We start from the raw sequence: 22,161 nt of genomic DNA on the forward strand, positions 1-22,161 counted from the left end.
AATGGAACAGGAGCCATCCGACGTCCGAATGGCTCCTTCCATTTTTCGTTATCGAGGCTTTCTCCTCTTCCAATGATTCCTGCATCTCCACAAAATCCAGTAATAAGCAGCTCCCACTGCTGCCAGGAGCATGATCCCGAACCAGAGGAGCGGGGTCAGCGGATCGCCGGTCGGAGACGCCGATACGCCAGTGCTTCCGCTTCCGGGTTTTGTACCGGAGCCCGGATCTTCCGAACCGGTTCCGGGCTTTGTTCCGCCGCTTCCCGGTCCTTCGCCGGAGGCAGCCACCGTCACCATTCCGTTTCCGGAAGAAGCAATGACTTCCTCTGCGTCCGAGCCGATGGCCTGAAGTACCTTTAATTCCATCGTGTACGACTGTTCCCGGGCTTTTTCGTTTACTGCAAACTGAAGAACCAGGAAGGTTCCGGTCTGCCCGGTATCAGAAAGAGCCTGTCTCGTGGCCAGGAACCGGTACGGATTGGCTTCGTCATCCTTCTGGAGTGTATATTCCTCCGGAGTAAAGACCGTTCCGTTTCCGGTTTTGATCCCTGTTAAGGTAAAGACATCCGAATCGTAGGAAATACAGCCAAGCAGCCCCCAGACTCCGTCATTTTCCGTAAGATTTACCGGCAGCTCAATAGTCTTCCCTCTGGCTGCCTGTACGGCTTCTGCGGTAAGGACCGCTTTCTTTATCGAACCTCCAGCCACGGAAACAAACTGGACCAAGGGCTTCGTGCCGGTCTCCGGCACTGCCATGCCAACCTGATGATCCGGATTGGTATCTCCGGTTTCATATTGAAGATCTGTGATCTTTCCGGTTGCGAAATCATATTTTTTATAATTATAGGACACAGAATCCTCTTCCGTACTTTCCTCTGGCAGGTTCTGATAGCGGCGCATGATCAGAAGCTCTGACGTGACCGGCTGCACACGGTCATCTTCATACGTCACCCTCATGGCATAATACGTTCCGTTCCGATCCTGCCCCGCTTTTATCTGAAGATCCGGAAGTGTTTCATACAGATCCAGATTAATATAGCTGTAGTAATCCGTATTCGATCTTGTAATGGTTTTCCAGGTGTTTTCCGGTGCATCCTTCAGTTTATAGGAAAGCACTGCCAGCTCACGATTTTGTTCCAGATACGCTGTCGCACTCTTCCTGGAGGAGGCCCAGACAGCCTCTTCCGGCAGATCAATGGTGCTCCAGAAATCAAGGTTTGTCATATAAACGGAAAATTTCGGTTTTCCCATGATGATCCGGCCTCGTTCGATGGTAAGCTGTGCATGATTGATCACAATTTCATTTCCGGGCAGGAACTCATCGTTTCCGTTGAATTTCACCTTCATCGTATAGGTTCCGACCTCAGACGGTGCCTCAGTCGTATAGTTGCCATTGCTTCCTGCGCTCCGATACCAGATCGTGAAATCCGTTTCCGGATTGATGCTGCCAAATCCATCCTCCGACGATATGGTGAACCGGAATGTCCAGGGACAGTCACCATACTCATACGTATTATTTCCGTATCCGAAATTCAGCTCGTTCATGGACGCAGAGCTTTTCTTGGCCTCCCAGGCCGCATAAAGCGTCTGATCAGAAAATCCCGTGAACCTGGTGGCTTCCGTAATCCTCGTTCCCGTCCCGTTCGGTCCGGTGTAGTACCCCACAAACCGGACTGCCGCCTGCTTTTCCGGAGCGGTCAGCGTGCCGTAAACATCACCGAAGCGCACCGTTTTGACCTCCACGGTTTCTGTACCGGATTTTAACGTTACCTGAAATTCCTTTTCCGTCCATCCGGCATATAGCGTAAGATCGGTTTCTCCCATCACGGTTCCGTCTGCAAAAGGAACGGTACACTCCTTATCATAATACCATCCCAGGAATGTATAGCCGCCTCTGGACGGCACCGACGGCGGATAGATCACACTGCCCTCCGCATAGCGGTACGAGGACACCTTCGACGTTCCGTCATTCCGGTCAAAGGAAACCTGATGGGAGGCGATGGGCCTTGCCGGATCCCTGGGAACGCAGGTAACCGTATAGGTCACGTCATACAGGGACTTTTCAATAGCCGGTTCAACACTCTTAATCAGATACGAATCTCCCACATGGTTCTGAAGGCCGGCGCCGGAGGGCGCTTCCCCGCTCTTAAAGGATACCTTCAGATCCGAAATCCCGCTTACGCCCTGGAATACAAAGGTGGCTGTTTTTCTGGTATCACGGTACTGTGCCGTCACCTCCGCACTTGTCCCGTATCTGGACGCATAGCCCCAGTCCACCGTCTGGGTAAGACTCAGCTTCTCGTCCGCAGAATCAGAGACTCCGTCAAAGGCAAGATTCTCCGTATCGGTGTCTGAACCGGTGCCCGAAAGATCCGAAAGATCAAAGTCTCCGCCGTAAAGCGCCGTATAGGACGCCGTCCGCTCCGAACCGTCCGGGTTTTTGATTCCGTTTACCGTCAGACTGTATACACGCTCGGGAAGCTCATAATAATATGTCATGTCCGCTGTAGCATAAAGCCCGGTAGTGGCATCGTTTGTATAGCTGCCTTTGGAGGCATATTTCAGATTATAACTGGTTCCGTCATCAAAGTTATCGTAGCCGCACAGGGTCAGGATCTCTTCCTCCGAGGGCAGGTCAAACGGTTCTACCCGGTTTGCCTGGGTTGTCCATACCGGTGTATACCCCTGTCCCGCACTTCCGGCGGCCACCGTAATGGTAAAGCGGTCAGCAATCTCCGCATCGGAAAGATCCGTCCATACTACCGGCGCCGTGATATCAATATCAAACAGGCTGAAGGCCAGCTTCCCGCATTTGTAGGTGATGTGCATATCGGTTTTTTCATAGCGGCTGCCCAGGGGCGGCGTCACCGTAATGGTTCCGTTTTCATCGATTCTGAAATTCGGATTGGAGAACCGGATCTTAAACTTGCTCAGGTCGCAAAGCTTCAAGGACTGAACACCGGTAGATAAGTTTAATACCTTCATGTACCGGTAAAACTTGGGAAGCTGCATGGTGATGCCGTTTCCTGCATTTGCATCCTCATCATTGATGTAAAGGATATCATCCTCCCCCGGATCCACCACCATCTGATACACGTTTTCCTTTTCTCCGACGGTCAGAAGCGGGAATTCATGGTCATAAAGGGTCGGTTCATATTTAAAGGTGTTTTTCAGTGCCTGCGCCTTAAATTTCACGGTCAGATAGATTCCGAATTCCAGGCACATGGCTCCCTGGCATTCCTCCGTCTCATTCCATCGGTTGGTATTCTGTGGCCGGACACGGTTGAATACATAGAAGAAATAACCGTAAACCTTCAGATAAAGGCCAAATTCCACACTGGCACCGACGCTGGCAATCTTGGTGCTGATGATGCCCACACCGATCTGTGCCTTGATGCCGACCCGGATCCCCAGCTTGCCCATGGCATAAAACTGAAAACCGAACCGCTCATCCAGAATGTCCTGCTCGCTGGATCCGGATGTTTTCTCAAAGCATTTCACCCAGAAATTGTATCGCTTTCCTACCTGGTATTCCACTTCGGCGCCGATGGAAATATTCACATTGGCCCGTGCCACTACAGAAACCTCCAGGCTTATGGCAACCACCTTGATATGGATCTCCTGATCCACGATCTGCTGCTCAAATAACTCCACCCAGTCGCTGTCCTGGTCCATCAGCTCCGTATACCGGTCTACCAGCTGCTGCACGCCGATTTTTGTCTCCTCTGAACTGTCTGCCCCCAGAATATCCGCAAACTGTGTGGAAATTCCCTGTGCCTCCAGATCAGCCTCCAGCATTTCGATGGTATAGGTCTGATCCTCCACAACAATCTTTGCCTCATTGTTAAGCTGATCTTTCAACTCCTTCAGCTGCGTTTCCACCTCGGTATATTCCGGCGTCTTTTTGTCCAGCTTTTGAAGCTTCGCCGCATAGCGGTCTACCTGGCGCACCAGCATTCTGGTAATGGGCTGCCCTCTGTAGCAGTCGGCAAGGGCTTTCCACTTTTTCGCTTTCAGGCCCTCGGAAACGGTATAAGCCTTGGCTCCCAGATGTACATACGAGTAATCACCGATGTCTACCTGAACGCCGCAGTAAATTTCCTTTAAGATTGGAATAAACAGGATTTTCTTCCATTTGGTGCTCACATCAACCTTGATATCAAAACCGACTTCCTGTTCAAAGGTGGCATACAATTCAATTTTCAGCTGGCTGCTTTTTCCCGCAGTCTTGATCTTCTTTTCCACCGAAAGTGTCAGAGTGACATCCAGCGTCAGCTTCACGCCATCCTTTACATACGTACTTTTTCCAATGTTCGGGATCACTGTCAGATCCTCCACATTCACTTTCACACCGCCTGCCGCCGCATACATGCCGATGGCGGTAAGCTCTGCACTCTGCGCCTGGATCGCCTGGATCTCCTCCTCGGTCATGCCATATGTAAGAAGCTGTTTTTGTCCTTCCTCATTTTCCAGATAAGAGGCCACCATGGAATGAACCGATTCTTCGGTAAACCCGCTTTCCTCGGTCTGCTGCATGACACTGGCAAGAAGCGTCTGTTCATCTGCCTGGGAAAGTAATTCCTCACCGGACACATGCTGCTTCACATACATGGAGTTGAAGTCTTCAATCTCCTCCATGGATACAAGCTTATAAGTCACCAGATCCTCCTGAACATCTGTGATCTGTCCGTAAACGCGGGGACTTTCTTCGGTCAAAGTCTCGTAAGGCTCTGTATAAAATACCAGAATGTCATAGACTGCAAATTCCGGTTCTTCCTCCATGCCCAGCATGGCGCGGCCATAATGGTCATACTCGTTTTTATCCACGGTTCCGACCGAACCGGAAGGAAGCGTTTCCACCTGATAAGGGATCGTATCCGGCGCCGCCAGAACTTCCTCTGCTCCGGTCTCATCAATGCTTTCAAAGGTATAGACCGGAACGGAACCACTTTTATCCGCTGCTGTGATCTTTAAATAGGCGTAGTCATCTCCCTCATAATCGGAAACGGTATAATCCCGCTCCCTGGGACTTACCGTCTCATAAATACAGATTTTATCTCCGGTTTCCAGCTCTGCCGTGGCAGCAGGCATGGTAAAGGTTCCGCGTATTATCTCCTGGGAGGAGTCCCCGGCGGAGATCAAGGCAGTCTGGAGCATCGGAAGCACCGTTCCGTTCACTGTGTAATCCATCTCTTCCGTATCCTGAATAAACTGAAGGTTCGAAGCAAACACCAGCCCATCCTCCGCCGGTTTTGCAATATTGAAATACAGGGTGCGGTACATGGGATCTTTTCCGTAAAAATTGATCCCGTCTGCCAGCGTAAGCTCATAGCTGCCGCCCGGCGTGAATCCTTCCGCCGCAGTCACGGTACAGGTACCGTCACCGTTTGGAATGATTGAAAGGGCGACCGGATCACGTCCGTCTGTAGCCACCAGTGTGATTCCGGAGACCAGATTCGCCGGTGCTCCCTCTCCTGCTTCCACAAGAATTGCCAGGTCTGCCGCCTGATCATTTAAGGTAAAGCTGTCAATGGAAAGAGTCTCTTCCAACTGCTGCTCCATGGGTTCATAATCAGCAGTCAAAACAAGATCCTCTTCGATCACCGTCGTATCCTGATAAAACGGACTTCCATCTGGAAGAAGCCAGCCGCTGAAAATCATGCCGTCCATCGCCGGAACCGGAAGTTCTCCCGGCAGTGTATAGCCTCTGCCGACCGTCACAGACGGAAAACTTCCGCCCTCACCGGCATCAAAGGATACCGTACAAAGCTCCGGTTTTAACGACTCCCGGTTTCCGACCAGATAATCACGGATCGCCTGGGCATCATCTTCCTCAATCTGTCCGTTTCCGTTAACATCGGCACAGATTTTTTCAATTGATGTATTCGGATCTTTCAGATATTCCTCGATCAGAAGCACATCTTTTAAATCCACCCGTCCATCGCCGTTGGCATCTCCATAAACCGTCTCCGCCGCCTGCACGGAAAACGACTGGAACGGAACGGCTGTCGCCAGTGTGACCACCGCCAGAATAAACGATAACGCTCTCCTTTTTACAGCTTTCATAAGCAACTCCCCTCCTGTAAATCCGGACCTTTTGACCTTAATATCTGTAATTATTATAAACGAAAAGCGAGGCGAATTTAATGCCCATTGGAAAGCGGATATGGGCTATGATTTACTGATTGACATACGGTTTCAGATCTTCTCTCCTTTCCACATGAAGGGTTGCCAAAATGTTTGAAATATAATGCTTGATGGTATTGGGCGAAAGCCCGAGATGGTCGGCGATCTCCCGGTTGGTCCAGCCCCGGCAGGCCAGCATGGCGATGGAAAACTCCATAGGGGACAGCTCTGCAGTGACTTTCATGCCGGTTTCCGGATTGTGGACCTTCATCCAGCCGCGGCTGAATGCCAGCACCTTTTCAGAAATATCCCGGTACATGTCCGGCTGAGATTTCCGAAGTAGAGACTCGACAAGCCCCTGTAAAAGTCCATGATGCTCCACAATGGCTTCGATCAGATGATCCGGCTTTGCCAGCTCCCAGGCTTTTTCCAGATGAGCGGCGGCAGACGCCGCTTTCTTCAAATTGATCTCACACATAGAGACAATACAGGAAAGATAGATTGTGGGGATGGGATAACAGTTCCGACTTCCGAGCAGTGCAGCCTGAGCAATTCCCAGAGCTCTCCGATAATCCTGCTCCAGATAGACCGCGTGTGCCAGCACATAAAGGGCAAACAGACGCAGTCCCTCCGGCAGAAGCGGGATACCGGAGGTCACGTCGGGAAGCAGATCTGATGGCAGATGAAGAAGCACAGAACCTACGTGGGCCGCAAACACACAGGATGCCCGCAGCTCCGGACTTTGTATTTCCGTATGTTCTTCCAGACACTCCCGGATTCCCTTCAATCCCATACGCGCCTTTCCGGCATCTCCCAGGGGGAGGCTGGAATAGGTATACAGCATCCAGGCAGACAGACGCAGCGACAAATCCGAACTGCCCAGATAAAGTTCTGCCAGATTCCGGCATTTCTCTGCTCTCCCTGAAAAATAATAAAGCTCCGCCTGGGCAATGGAACGAATATCAGGATTCTCCATCTGATCTACGGTTTTCTGCGCCGTTCCCGGAAAGAATGCCGTATTCATCAAAGGCAGAACATGACAGGAAGAACTGATCTCCGAATTTGCCTGATCCCGGTTTGTTTTCTTCTGACTGCTTCTATTCTGCTCTGTTCCACTCCGGTTCTGCATTGCAGCGTGATATTCCGAAGGATTTCCTTCCGATCCAAACGCAGGCGCCGTTTCCAGCCAGGAAAGACACCGTTCTGTCAAAGGACTACGAAAGAGCGGGATCAGTTCGCGCAGCATCTTTTCCTCCATCACATCGGCAGCGTGACGCTTTCCGTCTTTTCCTGTCAGCTTCATGGAAGTGATGTTCGAAAGCAGCCTGTTCTCTATACCAGAATCCACTGATACGATATTCGTATAATTCACATGCATCACACGATCCTTCTGCTCAAAGCCGGACTTTTTCGATATAGATTGTGCCGGATCGTATGTGCTTTTCTGTTTTTCCGCTGCTTTTTTCTGTGACCGCTTCCAGTCGCTCCAGTACCGTGTCGGATTGGGACTTATCTGTAAGGCCGCGATCACATCGACCATGGAATAGTAGATTCCGGTCTCGGTTTTTACCATCCGTACCGGCTTCTGTTCAAACATTCTTACTTCCTGTTGTTCCATGCATACACTCCTTCCTTCAGAAGCCTTCTCAGCTTCTTTTTCGGCAGGTGCTTCAGATCCCCCCTCACAATCACTGTACGGTTTTCCGGTCTGAAAATCTCCCTTGCCATCTCGGACATCTGTTCCTCTGTCACCCGGAGGAACTCCTCCTTCTTGGCTTCAATATCCGGATAATCCACATCTAATATATGGCAGTCATATGCCCGGTTCCAGTTAAAGCTGTCAGCATCATCCAGCTCCATTTCTCCATTGTCCAGATATATGGCCCGCACATAGGCCAGGCTCCCCGGATCCATTTTCATCCGTTCAAAAATTTCCAGCGTCCGCTTCACTGCACGCAGCAGCTTTCCAGGCGCCACCTCATAATTCAACTGCAGAGAACCAAGGTTTTTATACCGCTCAAACAGTTCATCGTAGCTGTAAATATAGCCGGTCTTTTCAGAAAGCTCCTGATAGACCGGGCAGTAATCACCGGTGAACAGAAGGTTATAAAACAGACAGAGTGCCGCCTCACTATAACGGGACGTATCCACATCATACGCAAAAGAAACCTCGGTGGACTTTGCCTGATAGAAACGCGGCATTCCGTTCCGATGAAAAAAAGCCTCCGGCCGGGGCGCATGGTTGGTGCGCAGGGGAGCACCGGAGAAAAATTGACAGCGATCCAGCCGTTCTTTCAGAAGATTCATCTGTTCTTCATCAACACATCCAGTCACATAGAAAAACAGGTTTTCTTTGGAAAAGAACTCTGTTCGAAACTGTTCCAGTCTTGGCCGGCCGATCTGATCCAATGCCTTTCGTTTTCCGGTAATCCGATTTTCCAATGAAGTTTCTTTCCAGACTTTAACCTCTGTTTTCCGGGCAATGGTAACGGGATTGTCACACTCCCGTATCTCAGCCTTGATTCGTTTCCGTTCAATGGCAATTTCTCGCTCGGAAAGACAGATCGGATCAAACAGACGGCAGAATAATTCCACGGCTTCCTGCCAATGAGTCTGAGCGCCGCTGATGGAAAATTGGACAAACTCCTTATAGGTCGCTCCTCCGAGGCTCAGACCCAGCCGGTCCAGCAACGGGTACAAGCCTCCATTCATCGCACAGTCGATGTTTCGAATCGCAAGATGCTCAAAGAAATGAGTGATCCCGTTTTCTGATTCTGATTCATATATTGCTCCGGCTTTTACATAAAGACAGAGGCAGAAGCTGTGAAGATAGGGGTTCACATAAGAATACACCGGAATGCCGCTTTCGGTGATGACGCACTGTTCTTTCATAACACACTCTCTCCGATACCGGAAAAAAGAGCCTGGCAGACTGCCAGGCTCAAAATTTTTATATTACTCTCCATGCCATCTCAAAAGCCTGCGGCTTTTTCGCTGACGGCTGTCGCCACGTGATCATGCATGGCTTCACTCTCCATGCCATCTCAAAAGCCTGCGGCTTTTTCGCTGACGGCCGTCGCCACGTGATCATGCACGGTTTCACGCTCCATGCCATCTCAAAAGCCTGCGGCTTTTTCGCTGACGGCTGTCGCCGTATAAATCCACGTCCTTCCAGCCATTTCTGCAGGCAGAATGTCTGTCTGGACGTGGATTTGCATGGCTCGTAGCTTAAACAGGGTATGACTTATCGGTTGCGATGGAGGGATCTACCTTGGTTTTCTGTGCTTCTCTGTACTTGAAGAAGTCAACTGCTACCTGAGGGAACAGTGCATAAGACAGAACATCCTCATCCTGCTCTTTCCACTGGGACATCTCAGCCTCATACTCTTTGAGCTTGGGCTGTAACAGGTCTGCGGGACGGCAGGTAATCCGCTTCTCATCACCGATGCACTTCTTGATCACATCGGGATTCATAGGCTTTACAGTCTGGCCGAACTCACCGCGGAGCAGCTTCTTGGACTCCTGAGAAACAACCTTGTAACGCTCGCCCATCAGGACGTTCAGAACAGCCTGAGTTCCGACGATCTGGCTGGACGGAGTTACCAGCGGCGGCTCACCGAAGTCTTTTCTTACTCTCGGTACTTCTTCCAGAACAGCCTGGAACTTATCCTCTGCGCCCTGATCCTTTAACTGGGACAGCAGGTTGGAAAGCATACCGCCGGGCACCTGATACTGAAGGGTCTTGATGTTTACGCCAAGAACCTTGGGATTTAACAGGCCGGTCTTTAATGCTTCCTCACGGATCGGTGTGAAGTACTCAGCGATCTCAACCAGCTTGTCGATGTCAAGACCGGTATCGTAAGGAGTATTCTTGAATGCCTCAACCATAACCTCGGTTGCGGGCTGGCTGGTTCCCAGAGCCAGAGGCGACATTGCGGTATCGATGATGTCACAGCCTGCCTCTACCGCCTTCATGTAAGTCATGGAAGCTACGCCGGAGGTATAATGGGTATGAAGGTCAATGGGAAGGGTTGTCGCAGACTTCAGTGCGGTTACCAGCTTGGTAGCCTCTGCGGGAAGCAGAAGGCCTGCCATATCCTTGATACAGATGGAATCAGCTCCCATGGACTCGATTTCTTTTGCAATGTTCATCCAGTAATCCAGGGTATAGGCATCCCCCAGGGTATAGGACAGTGCGATCTGAGCATGACCGCCCTCTTTCTTGGTTGCCTTAACGGCGCACTCAAGGTTTCTCATATCATTCAGGCAGTCGAAGATACGGATAATATCAATACCGTTTGCGATAGACTTCTGAACGAAATATTCTACCACATCATCGGGATAATGATTGTAGCCTAAGATGTTCTGGCCGCGGAACAGCATCTGCAGCTTTGTCTTCTTAAAGCCTGCACGAAGCTTTCTCAGTCTCTCCCAGGGATCTTCCTTTAAGAAACGAAGGCAGCTGTCGAAGGTAGCGCCGCCCCAGCACTCTACGGCATGGTAGCCGACTTCATCCATCTTTCCGATGATCGGGAGCATCTGCTCGGTTGTCATTCTGGTTGCGATCAGACTCTGGTGAGCATCACGCAGTATGGTTTCGGTAATCTTTACCGGTTTTTTTGCAACTTCTGACATGTTAATTCCTCCTGTCCTCTCTCTTATTTAACACCAAACACAGCCATGAAGGTACCTGCCGCAACAGCGGTACCGATAACACCTGCTACGTTGGGACCCATTGCATGCATAAGCAGGAAGTTGGTGGGATCTGCTTCCGCACCGACCTTCTGGGATACACGGGCAGCCATGGGAACAGCCGATACACCGGCGGAACCGATGAGCGGGTTGATCTTTCCGCCGGAAAGCTTGCACATGAGCTTTCCGAAGAGAACACCCATGGCTGTACCGAACGCAAATGCGACCAGACCAAGAGCAACAATCTTCAGAGTAGCTACATTTAAAAATGCCTCTGCGCTGGTGGTTGCACCTACGGAAGTTCCCAGCAGGATAACAACGATATACATCATTGCATTGGAAGCTGTCTCAGTGAGCTGTCTTACCACGCCGGACTCCTTGAACAGGTTACCAAGCATTAACATACCAACCAGCGGAGCGGTTGAAGGCAGGATCATGCAGACAACGATGGTTACGATAACGGGGAAGAGGATCTTCTCCAGCTTGGAAACCGGACGAAGCTGTTCCATCTTGATCTTTCTCTCTTTTTCCGTGGTAAGCAGCTTCATGATCGGAGGCTGGATGATCGGAACCAGAGACATATAGGAATATGCAGCAACGGCAATCGGGCCGAGGATCTGCTGCTGTCCGAGCTTGTTGGCAAGGAAGATGGATGTCGGGCCGTCTGCACCACCGATAATCGCAATGGCTGCTGCTTCTTTTCCGTTAAAGTTAAGGAGCATTGCACCAATATACGCTGCATAGATACCAAACTGTGCAGCCGCGCCAAGTAAAAAGCTCTTGGGGTTTGCAATCAGGGGACCGAAGTCTGTCTGGGCACCGACGCCCATGAAGATCAGACAGGGGAGGATCGCCCATTCATCCAGCTTAAAGAAGTAGTAAAGAACACCGCCCTCTTCCATGATCGGCGGGTAAATGTTTACAAGTAACATACCAAAGGCAATCGGGGTAAGCAGAAGCGGCTCAAAGCCCTTGGCGATTGCCAGGTAAAGGAACACACAGGCAACCAGGATCATCAGGTAGTTGCCCCAGGTAAGGCTGAAAAACGCAGTCTGACCAAGCAGGTTCCCTAACGTATCTAAAATATTCATTGTGTTACCTCCCATTTCTCATTGTAAGTTGATTCGTTTCCAAAAACAATGGAAATGAGTGATTAGTTCAGGGTAGCTAATACGCCGCCAGCAGGGATCTCATCGCCGACAGCAACATCGATGCTTGCCACAGTACCGTCTTCGGGAGCAACAACCGGGATCTCCATCTTCATAGCCTCGATGATCACAACAGGATCACCAGCCTTAACAGCCTGGCCTACAGATGCCTCGATCTTGAATACCTTTCCTGCTGCACCGGCCTTAACCTGAATGCTGCCTGCACCACCTGCGGGAGCTGCTGCCTTTGCGGGAGCGGCCTTGGGAGCAGCCTTCGGTGCTGCCTTGGGAGCTGCTGCAGCAACACTGCCTGCGCCGCCCTCTTCAACGGTTACATCATACGCTACGCCATTCACTGTGATTGTATAATTTTTCATGATCTTTCCTCCTGATTATTCGATTACCAATTTCTGTTCTTTGCTCTCTTAATGGAACGTACCTGGAAGCCGTCTGTGGATGTCTCTCCCATGGCTGCGGCAACGGCTGCTGTGATAACTGCAACCAGCTCCAGATCGTCAACCTCTTCTTCTACAACGGGTGCTGCCGGAGCAGGAGCAGGTGCTGCTGCCTTCGGAGCCTCATTCTTCTTTCCTTTTTCCTCAATGGCCCTGACAATGGCACTCATGATCTTGATAGCAAAGATAATGATGATCAGGATCACAAATACCATGCCCATGCCAAGCAGAGTATTGGAAAGAGCGTCTAAGAAAATATTACTCAAGCTCATATGCTCACCTCATTTTTAAACTGTGCCATGCTTCTTTGCAGGACGCTCTTCTCTCTTGGTATAGAGCATCTCAAAGGCGCCGATCACATATTTTCTGGTATCCTGTGCGTCAATAATGTTGTCAACATAGCCTCTCTTGGCTGCGGACAGCGCACTGGACTGAAGCTCAGCATAAGCCCTGGTCTTTTCATTTAACAGAGCCGCACTGTTCTCTGCCTTGGCAAGCTCGTCTGCGTAGATGATCCTTGCAGCGCTCTTTGCATCCATCATGCCGACGGAAGCCTGAGGCCATGCAAATACCAGATCTGCGCCGATCGATTTGCTGTTCATGGCAACGTATGCACTGCCGTAAGCAGCACCTACCAGTACGTTTACCTTCGGAACGGTTGCGTTTGCGAACGCATAAGTCATAGAAGCGACAGCCTTTGCAATCTTGCGCTCCTGATGCTTGTCTGCCTTGTAGCCCTTTACGTTGGTCAGGGTCAGTACGGGAATGCTGAATGCGTCACAGAATTCCACGAACTTTGCAGCCTTCTCGCAGCCGGCTGCAGTCAGAACACCGTCAAAGGTCTCAGATGTATTTCCGTCTTCATCAACCAGCTCGCTGCGGTTTGCAACAGCGCCTACGGTATTGCCGTTCAGACGGATAAAGCCGGTAACCATTTCCTTTGCGAAATCTCTCTTCGTCTCAAAGAAGAAATTGTCATCGGAAATCATGGACAGGGCAATGGAGGTATCTCCTGCACAATTTTCCAGATCTGCACATACACGGTTCAGATCATCGGTGCATTCTTCATAGGACATATCATCTTCGTTATTTGCGGGAAGAACGGAAATCAGGTTCCGGATCTCCTCGAAGATCTCAGCCTCGGTGCCGGTCGCATCAACGGAGCCAACGGATTCGCTCTGGTAAGCAGCGGAAGCAGTATCACACTTTGCAGCCGTGTTTCCGTCAAGGGCATTGGGTGCATTGACAAAAAGCTTTGCATGATCCTTTTCCATAAAGGTAAAATCGGTCAGCGCGGGAACGATTCCCATACCGCCGCCACAGGTTCCGAATACCGCGGTGATCTGAGGGATCACGCCGGAAGCCTCTACCTGATTCATATAAAGACCGCCGAATGCCTGAAGCGCATCGGTGCCTTCCTGAAGTCTCAGACCTGCACAGTCGATCAGGCCGATTACGGGAGCGCCCATCTTCATAGCCAGGCTGTAAACCGCGGAGATCTTCTTTGCGTGCATCTCACCCATGGATCCGCCAAGAACGGCAGCGTCCTGGCTGTATACGTACACCAGATTTCCATCAATGGTGCCGTAACCGGTGATCACACCGTCTGCCGGGGTTTCTTTTTCCGGCAGGTTAAAGTCAGTGCTTCGTGCTGTGACATAGCTGCCGATTTCCACAAAGCTCTGAGCATCAAGTAAGCCTGCGATTCTCTCGCTTGCTTTTCCTGTAGATACATTACTCATTTTGCAGTCCTCCATTTTCATTTATTAAAAGTAAAACCATTTTCTGCCGAGTATAATTATAGCTTAAAGGGAATAAATTATCAAGAAAATTTTAAGGGTTTTGTCGGAAAATGAAAAAAATATATCAAGCCCTTTATTTAACATAAACAAAGATCCTCATTCCCGGAAATTTTCTCTGATAAAAAAGGCAAAAAAAGTCCCCCCTTCAGGAGCTTGCCTGATTCAGGGGAAACTGATTCGTTCTGAGCACGAAATTACCCGGACACAAAACCGGCTGCGCATACGCGAGCCGCTTTCTTCTGCCCGGCAGTTCTTCCGTGAGCATGACATTTTTAAAACGGCCGGCAGCAGCATAAATTGAGTATCGCGTTTAACGCCAGCATCTGGCAGCACCAGCTGTTCATGCCGGAGAAGTCTCTTCCGTAGCTCTCTCCCATGGACTGATACCAGCCTCCACCGGATTCCAGACGATTTAAAAGCGCCTGGAACTGATAATTATCCGGCTCCAGCTCCACTGCCCGCCTTGCAGACTCCTGCGCCTCGATATTATTCCTCAGTCCCGCATTGGCGGCTGCATGGTAATAATACCAGGTTCCGTTCCGGTTACTGATCCCGTTTAATACATTGAGCGCTTCTTTATAGTGGCCCGAATTGATATAGTTTGCCGCTGCCCGCAGATGGCTGTCGCTTTCATTCTGATAGGTGCTCTGCTGCTGGCCGCCGAAGCCTCCGAAATTCCGGAAAATATCTTCATATCCGCCGTAGCCTCCCTGCGCGGAACCTCCGGTACCATAGCTTCCGCCGCCCTGGCGCTGCTTCATAATGATCTCATAGGCCTGCTGAACTTCCTTAAACTTTGCCTCCGCGATCTCCGGATGGGCACTGTTCATGTTGGAGTCCGGATGATACTTCCGGCTCAGACGCCGGTATGCTTTTTTAACCTCCTCATCGGAGGCAGAAGGATCTATTTCAAGTACTTTATAAGGGTCCATGATTCTCTCCCGTTCTTTTCTGATGGATCAGATCATATTTTGTCCAGACACCAGCATACAATATATTTCGCAAAATAGCAAGGTCCTTTAGAACGGGAAGCCGTTCAAACTCTGCCGCGCACTCCGCCATCATCATAGTCAGAATCTTCTTCATCCAGTCCTCAAAGTCCGGCCGGCTGCTTCTGGACAGCAGCGGATTATAGGTTCCGTCCGCCCGGTCCTTTTCCAGATCCTCATAGGCATCCATAAGATACACGAATTTTCCCAGATAAAAGCCGAACCGCCGCATGGCTCCCGCCCAGCAGTCCTCCTGATAGACAAACAGCTCTCCTAACATGTCTCCGGTGAATCCGGCCGCCGCATCCAGGCTTTCTCCGCCGCTCTGCTCATAGGCATGGAGCTTTTCCAGATATGCTGTGACCGACCGCCATTGACGCGGATAGCAGTCCTTCAGCCTCCGGCAGTCCCCCTTCAGAAGCCCCGCAGCCAGAAGACTTTTCAGTTTTTTTTCATCCAGCCAGTCGTCCATCAGGTTATGGTATGCCAGAAGGATCGTCATGTCTGCCGCATAATCCACATACTCGCTGGACAATGACAGATGCTTTCCATACGGGTGAAGCACGCAGCGGCGCATGGCTGCCTGCTCCTTTCCTTCATACAGACCGGTCAGGAGTGCTGCCAGAAACACCATGTCATAATTCAGCGCCAGAGAACCCTTCAGCCCGTAACGAAGCCTGAGACTGCGGCACAGCCCGCAGTAATAGCCCTGATATCTGGTAAACTCTCTGATTTTCAGTTCCGGTTTCTGGATCGTAATATATCCGAACATGGTTCCTCCTTTTTCCGGTCATCAAATGTGCTTACCTTGGACGGTCAACGACTTGTGCCCAGTTGTCTGCCTCCACGGGACAGATCAGCTCATACGTCTCGTTTCCTGCCTGGAAATCCTCCCAGGAGATCTGATAATGGCCTTTTACGCCATCCATGGTCTTTCGTCCCATCAGCATTTCCGTTCCGTTCTGTTCAAAGGCAAGCTCCGGATAAAACATGGTCTCTTCCGAAAGCTTAACCTCCCGGATCACCGTATTCTCCTGGCTTTCCGCCGAATAAAACTTCCAGGTTCCGGTCATGGAATCATAGATCTGATCCCAGTCCACATACAGAAGTCCTCCCTCGATCCAGATCGCGGGACCGATTTTGGAAACATCAACAAGCTTTTCCAGATATCCATTCTCCGGATTGCCCCACCAGAAGCTGTTCTCATATTCTTCCTGCTCCGGCATGGGAATATCCAAGCTGTCCACATAAAACACGCCCGATCCGGCCACCCAGTCCATGCTTCGTAAGCATGCCGGAATCGTAAGCTGTCTCAGTTTATTTGTTTTTGTATTGATCTCCTGCCAGCAGCCGTGGCCGATCTCTCCGGTGTTCACGTCCATCGTATACCACCACTGATACAGGTTCTCTCCGTAAACGGCTTCGGTCTGACTGAATGCAAGCTCGTCCTCGCCGTATTCCAGGCTCCAGAGATCCGAAACCTCTCCCGTTTCCAGATCCATGGCTCGAAGAGTCAAGACACCGCCAAGAGATCTGGTATGATCTTCATTACTCTGAACCTCACTGTCGGAATAAAACAGCTTTCCCCCGGTAAGCACCGGATAAACGTCCAAGTACTGGCTCATGGTTCCAATCACCTGGGAATTACTTCCGTCCAGTGCTGTCCGCCGGAGTTCTGCGTTTCCTTCGTTATAACGAATATCATAAAATGCACCTTGATAATAGGCCCCGATCACAGTTCCCGCAAGGCGCACCGCCGGGCAGTCATCGCCCTGATGGTCACAGTTTTTCACCTCACAGAACGGGTCCGTCTTTCCGGTTTTCTTATCATAACGGATCATCTGATCCGTATTTGTATAAAACAAAACCGAGCTTCCGGTGTCGGTATACCAGGGCGTCATCATCACAGCCTCCGATCCGTTCGGAGAATCCGATGTGCTTTTTCCGCATCCGGCCAGACCGGAAAACAGCAGACAAAGAACAACGAGCATCGGGAATAAACAGGATTTCCGTTTTCTCATCAGCACCCTCCTATCCGGCGCTTAAAAAGCCGCCTGTGGATTTCTCTCGGTGATTTCTTTTTTTCATCATACCATAAACAGAGGAGCTTTGTAAACGGAAATCCGGCTTACTTTTCGCGGCCCACCCAGGCCAGCCAACCGGCACATACTCTAGTTGCCTCTGTCTGGCCTGGGCAATGGATCCGCGAAAAATATAGCTATGATCCAGGGCCGCCATGAAGCAGAAACAGATCCACTGTCTTTTCTGCGCACCAGGAAAAGGTCAGTGCCTCCACCGATGTTTCCGGATGCAGTTCGGCTTCAGCGGTCACCTGATCTCCAATCCGGTATTCCACCTGTCCCACGACCTGGAACGGAGTGACCGGCGCGGTCAGTGTTTTTGCCGCCGTGATCCTGCGGGTGATGGATTCATGGCTTCCCAGCAGGATTTCTTCCGGAAAATCTGCCGGGCGCTGTTCCGTGATCCGTATCTGTGCCTGATCCGAAAGATCTCCGCTTTCCGGAATTCCTCCTTCCACCGGACAGAAAAAGGCTTCCGCAGGCTCCGGAAACGTCTTGTTTTCAAACTCTTCCAGACCATAGCTCATAAGCGCTTTTGTATCACTCCACTTGTAGCTCTTGTTGTTTGGCCAGCCGCAGGCAAGCAGTGATACAATAAACGTCCTTCCCTCCCGTTCCAGCGCTCCCACATAACAATATCCCGCCTCTCCGGTGAATCCCGTCTTTCCGGAAAAGGCTCCGTCCATCATCTGCAGAAAGGCATTATGATTCTGGCAGGAAAAGCTCCGTCCATTTGCCGTAAATCGATAGCCTGAAGTTTTGGTAATCGTCCGGAACGCTTCCCGCTTCGGCGACTCCATGACGCAGTAGCGCATGATCCGTGCCAGATCCTTTGCTGTCGTGGAATGGATCTTGATTCCGGTTTCCGTTTCCATGGTTTCATCTAATCCGTTGGGCGTCAGAAAACAGGTGTTATGACACCCGATCGCCTCTGCTTTTTCATTCATCAGCGCCGCAAAGCCCTCTACACTGCCGCCAATGGCCTCCGCCACAGCCACCGCCGAATCATTATGAGACTCCAGAAGGAGGGAATACAGAAGATCCTCCAGCCGATACGTTTCCCCCTCGTTCATACCCAGATGGACCTTTGGCTGGACAGCCGCCAGCTTCGACACCGGAATCTCCTGTTCCGGCTCTCCCAGCTCCAGCGCCAGGATCCCCGTCATGATCTTGGTGGTACTGGCCATGGGGCGCACCTCATCCCCGTTCTTTTCATATAAGATCCGTCCGGTCTCCCCGTCCATAAGCACCGCCGATAGGGCGTGAAGGGAGGACGGCGATGGCGCGGTGGCCTGCAGAACCGGACGGCTTTCCGTCTGCACAGACAGAGCCGTTTTTTCATAAAGCGGCGCAGCCGCAGCAATCCATATATGGTTACTTGCAGACAATATAAACATAGCCAGCGCGAAAAAAATTCGGATTTTCAGCTGTTTCAGATACAAAGGACAGCAAACCTCCGGGGAATCCATCGATTTAAGTTTATGCTGGAATTCGGAAACTATGTTTCACTCCCTTCTGTTAGACAAAACATGTTTTGTGCAATCTAAAACAAATCACTGTGAGAATCGGTGCAAGGAAACAGGACTGTAAATTGAAGCAGCCATGATCACAACACGGACTCCTCTCCAGTTGACATCCTCTTTTCATTCATGTTAAAATCACCGGGAATGGAACCGGTCTGTCCGAAGGCAGACAACAGTTTTAACCGATCCGGGAGGAAAACCGATGAACCAGAAACAGGGAATTCTTGTGGTCAGCTTCGGAACAAGCTACCGCGAGGCTTTTGAGAAAAATATTGTATCGGTGGAGCGTGAAATTCAGAATGCTTATCCATCGGCCTGTGTCCGCCGTGCTTTTACCAGCCGCATGATCATAAAAAAGCTTGCCGCCAGGGATCAGTTTCATGTGGATACCGTTTCGGAAGCACTGGAGGGCTTTTTGAACGACGGCTGCACCGAGCTTCTCGTTCAGCCGACCCATATCATTAACGGAAACGAAAATGATTCCATGCTGGAAACCCTGTGCTCCTACCGAAGCCGTTTTACAAATATCCGCGTCGGAGCCCCGCTGCTTTCCGGCAAAGAAGACTGCCAGCAGGTCATCGATGCCTTGACCGGACATTATGACGGTCTTGGCTCACAGAACGCTCTGGTTTTCATGGGGCACGGAACGGCGCATCATGCCGATTTTGCTTATCCTGCCCTGGACTATATGTGCAAGGCCTCCGGCCACGCCAATATCCACATTGCCACTGTTGAAGGCTATCCTACACTGGAAGAAGTCAAAGCCTCACTCCGGATCCAGAAACCGAAACAGGTGATCCTGGCGCCGCTCATGCTGGTTGCCGGTGATCACGCCGCAAACGATATGGCCGGAGATAATGACGATTCCTGGAAAAGCCAGCTCGAACACGAAGGCTTTTCTGTTTCCTGCCGCCTGGAGGGACTTGGGGAATACCCGGAAATCCGAGCTTTGTTCCTGGAGCATTTAAAAAACGCAAAAATGCTATAAACGAAACAGCTAAATGAACCCCCCAAAAAAACTTGTGCTTGCAAAACAAAAAGCTTGTGCTATAATCAGTGCAATCCTTACATTTAGCAGAAAGAAGGCAGTTTTATGAATCTGATCGGAAGCCGAAAATTAACCTGGGCGATTTGTGCCGTCAGTATCCTGCTGGCAGTCATCAGTGTGTTTTTTCTGCCGCAAATGATCCCCGTTCATTTTGCAAACGGGACCGCAAACGATTTCGGAACCAAGTTTTCCATCTTTCTGTTTCCGTTCCTGTCCTTGGTCATCACGCTCTTAACCGGAATCGAAGGTGTTAAATACACCTTAACCCATTCCAAACTGTTTTTAAACGATATTCAGTATAACTTGATGATCGACGGAGTGCTGGCGCTTGTTCTGGCTGTGGAAGTTTATATTGTTTATGCGTCGTTTCATTAAATACAACGATTATCCCGCCGATCGACACGCTTTATCCGGCCCATCCTCCTATCTTTCCTCAAAAATCCCCACAATTTTTTTACTTTGGAAGCATCCAGATAAAAAGAAGAATTCCGGATCACCGCCAGAAACATAACCACACCGATCACAAGACAGCCGATAATTCCCAATCCCCATAACCACTTCCGCTTTTTCCTCATAATCCAAACCCTCCTTTCCCATCTCAGTTTGTTTACCAGAGACTTCCGTTACCTCCGCCATCCCTATTTTTCCCAATAGCCCTATGATCCATGATCCTTAAAGACAAACCGAGCAGTGCACTCTCCCGGTCAACCAGTTACGAAAGATCACACTGCTCAGTCTGAACTTACTCAAAATACAATTTCAAAATTTTTAGCCGCCAGATACAATTGCCCGGCATTTTCTGTTTCTTTCAGAGTTCCCAGCCGCCAGTCCCGTTTTTAGTTCTGCACCACCGAAAATGCCTTCTGCAGCATTTCTTCATCGCTTCCCAGAAGCTTCAGGTCAGTCTCGTACGCATATTCCTCGATCTGGCACATCAGCACGCTTCCATCGGGAAGGAATGTCCAGCCATAGAGATCAATATACTTTGCGGATTCATCAAAGGTATAGGAAATCTTCATATAATGCACTTCCAAATTTCCAACCTGAAGAGTCTGCTTATCCTGCAGCTGAACATCCGTATAATCGCTGTCTCCATTATAATATTCCACCATGGAGTTATGTTCGTCCACCAGATCTTCATCCGTATCATAGCTGTTCATGGTATAATAAAGCGACAGCTCATCAAAGGTCTCGTTTGCATCTGAATCGAAATACAGATAATTGGGGTCAGAATAAGGTGTGATGCTGAAGCCTTCCGGAACCGCCAGATTCACAGAGGCATCATCGCTGTAGCTCTTTAAGGTATAGGTCCCATCCGCATTGGGCGTCAGCTGTGTATCATCATCCGTATCCGGAATTGTGAAGCCTTCATCGATGGGATCTGTCTCCTCCTCATCATCCGGATCCTCCTCGCCGCCCAGAAATTCCTTCAGGCTGTTCTCATCATCAGAAACAGCGGATTTTCTCACTTCATCAGGAACCGTAATTTCATCTACAGAATCATAGGAAAAGTTTGTCATAGTCAGCGCATATTTGGCAACCGTAACACCGGCATCGGAAACACCGGACTGTGCCATTGCATCCTTCATAACAGCTGAAAGGCCATCGGTGCAGTCCATGATCACTTCTGCGATCTGCTTGCTGTCCTTATCCAGCTTCACCGTCACAGATGCTTCAAACTTGCTCCAGTCGATGCCATCGGATAAATCTCCCATATCGCTTCCAAGCCCGCCCATCAGCTCATTCATCAGCTCGCCGGAAACCTTGCTGGTAAGTACATAGGCTTCTTTTCCGTTTACCTCTTCCGTTTCTTTCTGAAGCTCATATTTCATTGAGTCATTCAGCATACTGTTCAGTCCGCTGAGCATTTCATTATCATCAGAATCCTCATCCTCGGTTCTGGTCCAGGCTCCGTCGGTTCCCATGTAAGTCACGGTCGTTCCGTCTTCTTCAACAACATAACTCTCAAAGCTGCCCTTCTGGCTGTTTCCGGCCATGTCTACACTCATGGTTCCGTTCATATGCGCAGAAGCCGGTTCTTTCACGGTCTCAATGTTAAAATCTGCTCCGATATTAAAATCTGCGCTGACTCCACTCTGCTTGATGTTCATTCTCATATCAAGATTCATATCCACAGACATCGACTTCGCTTTTTCCGACCGTCTGGACGCAGTTTTGATCAGGCTTTCTGCCGTCACCTTTTCTTTTCCGCAGCCCCCGAGCACCGCCACTGCAAAAAGAAGCAGCGCTGCAAGCAGGAACCGGACTGACTTTTTCATTTCTCTCATAGTTTAATC

The 22,161-nt window shown here is 50.2% G+C and carries 16 protein-coding genes; 2 read left to right on the top strand and 14 right to left on the bottom strand.

The annotated features are described in order from the left end of the window. Positions 1–48 precede the first annotated feature (48 nt). The 12 genes from ACTQ3K_RS00910 to ACTQ3K_RS00965 form a co-directional block, all read right to left on the bottom strand. On the bottom strand, positions 49–6,066 hold the full coding sequence (locus ACTQ3K_RS00910; RefSeq protein ID WP_441564815.1) for an InlB B-repeat-containing protein: 6,018 nt from the start codon (positions 6,064–6,066) through the stop codon (positions 49–51). A gap of 112 nt (positions 6,067–6,178) precedes the next feature. Next, positions 6,179–7,744 carry a response regulator transcription factor gene (locus ACTQ3K_RS00915; RefSeq protein ID WP_441564817.1) on the bottom strand — a complete coding sequence of 522 codons (1,566 nt, stop codon included), beginning with the start codon at positions 7,742–7,744 and terminating at the stop codon, positions 6,179–6,181. Continuing rightward, positions 7,726–9,018: a M16 family metallopeptidase gene (locus tag ACTQ3K_RS00920; protein WP_441564819.1), complete on the bottom strand. Its 1,293-nt coding sequence runs from the start codon at positions 9,016–9,018 to the stop codon at positions 7,726–7,728. Before ACTQ3K_RS00920 ends, ACTQ3K_RS00915 begins: the two co-directional genes overlap by 19 nt. A 336-nt stretch (positions 9,019–9,354) precedes the next feature. Next, positions 9,355–10,761 carry an oxaloacetate decarboxylase subunit alpha gene (locus tag ACTQ3K_RS00925; RefSeq protein WP_441564821.1) on the bottom strand — a complete coding sequence of 469 codons (1,407 nt, stop codon included), beginning with the start codon at positions 10,759–10,761 and terminating at the stop codon, positions 9,355–9,357. Between the two features lie 23 nt (positions 10,762–10,784). Beyond that, on the bottom strand, positions 10,785–11,909 hold the full coding sequence (locus ACTQ3K_RS00930; protein ID WP_441564823.1) for a sodium ion-translocating decarboxylase subunit beta: 1,125 nt from the start codon (positions 11,907–11,909) through the stop codon (positions 10,785–10,787). Positions 11,910–11,971: 62 nt separating this feature from the next. Further along, entirely contained in the window at positions 11,972–12,343 is a 372-nt protein-coding gene (locus ACTQ3K_RS00935) for a biotin/lipoyl-containing protein (protein WP_441564825.1), read from the bottom strand. A gap of 23 nt (positions 12,344–12,366) precedes the next feature. Beyond that, a complete protein-coding gene (locus ACTQ3K_RS00940) occupies positions 12,367–12,693 on the bottom strand; it encodes an OadG family transporter subunit (protein ID WP_441564827.1) in 327 nt (108 codons plus the stop codon). Between the two features lie 15 nt (positions 12,694–12,708). Further along, the gene (locus tag ACTQ3K_RS00945; RefSeq protein WP_441564829.1) at positions 12,709–14,163 is read right to left on the bottom strand and encodes an acyl-CoA carboxylase subunit beta; all 1,455 of its coding nucleotides are present in this window, start codon (positions 14,161–14,163) and stop codon (positions 12,709–12,711) included. 332 nt (positions 14,164–14,495) lie between these two features. Further along, positions 14,496–15,155: a DnaJ domain-containing protein gene (locus tag ACTQ3K_RS00950; protein WP_441564831.1), complete on the bottom strand. Its 660-nt coding sequence runs from the start codon at positions 15,153–15,155 to the stop codon at positions 14,496–14,498. Next, positions 15,142–15,984, bottom strand: coding sequence for a DUF5685 family protein (locus tag ACTQ3K_RS00955; protein WP_441564833.1), 843 nt, complete (start codon positions 15,982–15,984; stop codon positions 15,142–15,144). Before ACTQ3K_RS00955 ends, ACTQ3K_RS00950 begins: the two co-directional genes overlap by 14 nt. A 31-nt stretch (positions 15,985–16,015) precedes the next feature. After that, positions 16,016–17,233, bottom strand: coding sequence for a hypothetical protein (locus ACTQ3K_RS00960; protein ID WP_441564834.1), 1,218 nt, complete (start codon positions 17,231–17,233; stop codon positions 16,016–16,018). A 197-nt stretch (positions 17,234–17,430) separates the two neighbouring features. Beyond that, on the bottom strand, positions 17,431–18,735 hold the full coding sequence (locus tag ACTQ3K_RS00965; protein ID WP_441564836.1) for a D-alanyl-D-alanine carboxypeptidase family protein: 1,305 nt from the start codon (positions 18,733–18,735) through the stop codon (positions 17,431–17,433). Positions 18,736–19,018: 283 nt separating this feature from the next. Between ACTQ3K_RS00965 and ACTQ3K_RS00970 the strand changes: the two genes are divergently transcribed. After that, positions 19,019–19,804 carry a sirohydrochlorin cobaltochelatase gene (locus ACTQ3K_RS00970; RefSeq protein ID WP_441564838.1) on the top strand — a complete coding sequence of 262 codons (786 nt, stop codon included), beginning with the start codon at positions 19,019–19,021 and terminating at the stop codon, positions 19,802–19,804. 105 nt (positions 19,805–19,909) lie between these two features. Next, positions 19,910–20,239 (top strand): DUF1648 domain-containing protein, encoded by a 330-nt coding sequence (locus tag ACTQ3K_RS00975; protein WP_441564840.1) that lies wholly within the window; start codon positions 19,910–19,912, stop codon positions 20,237–20,239. A gap of 48 nt (positions 20,240–20,287) precedes the next feature. Here ACTQ3K_RS00975 and ACTQ3K_RS00980 read toward each other — a convergent pair whose 3' ends face one another. Next, positions 20,288–20,500 (bottom strand): hypothetical protein, encoded by a 213-nt coding sequence (locus ACTQ3K_RS00980; RefSeq protein ID WP_441564842.1) that lies wholly within the window; start codon positions 20,498–20,500, stop codon positions 20,288–20,290. 200 nt (positions 20,501–20,700) lie between these two features. Continuing rightward, entirely contained in the window at positions 20,701–22,152 is a 1,452-nt protein-coding gene (locus ACTQ3K_RS00985; RefSeq protein WP_441564844.1) for a DUF6612 family protein, read from the bottom strand. Positions 22,153–22,161: the final 9 nt, after the last annotated feature.

The organism is Candidatus Paralachnospira sp. LCP21S3_A2 (genome assembly GCF_052118925.1).
Classification (GTDB): Bacteria; Bacillota; Clostridia; order Lachnospirales; family Lachnospiraceae; genus Lientehia.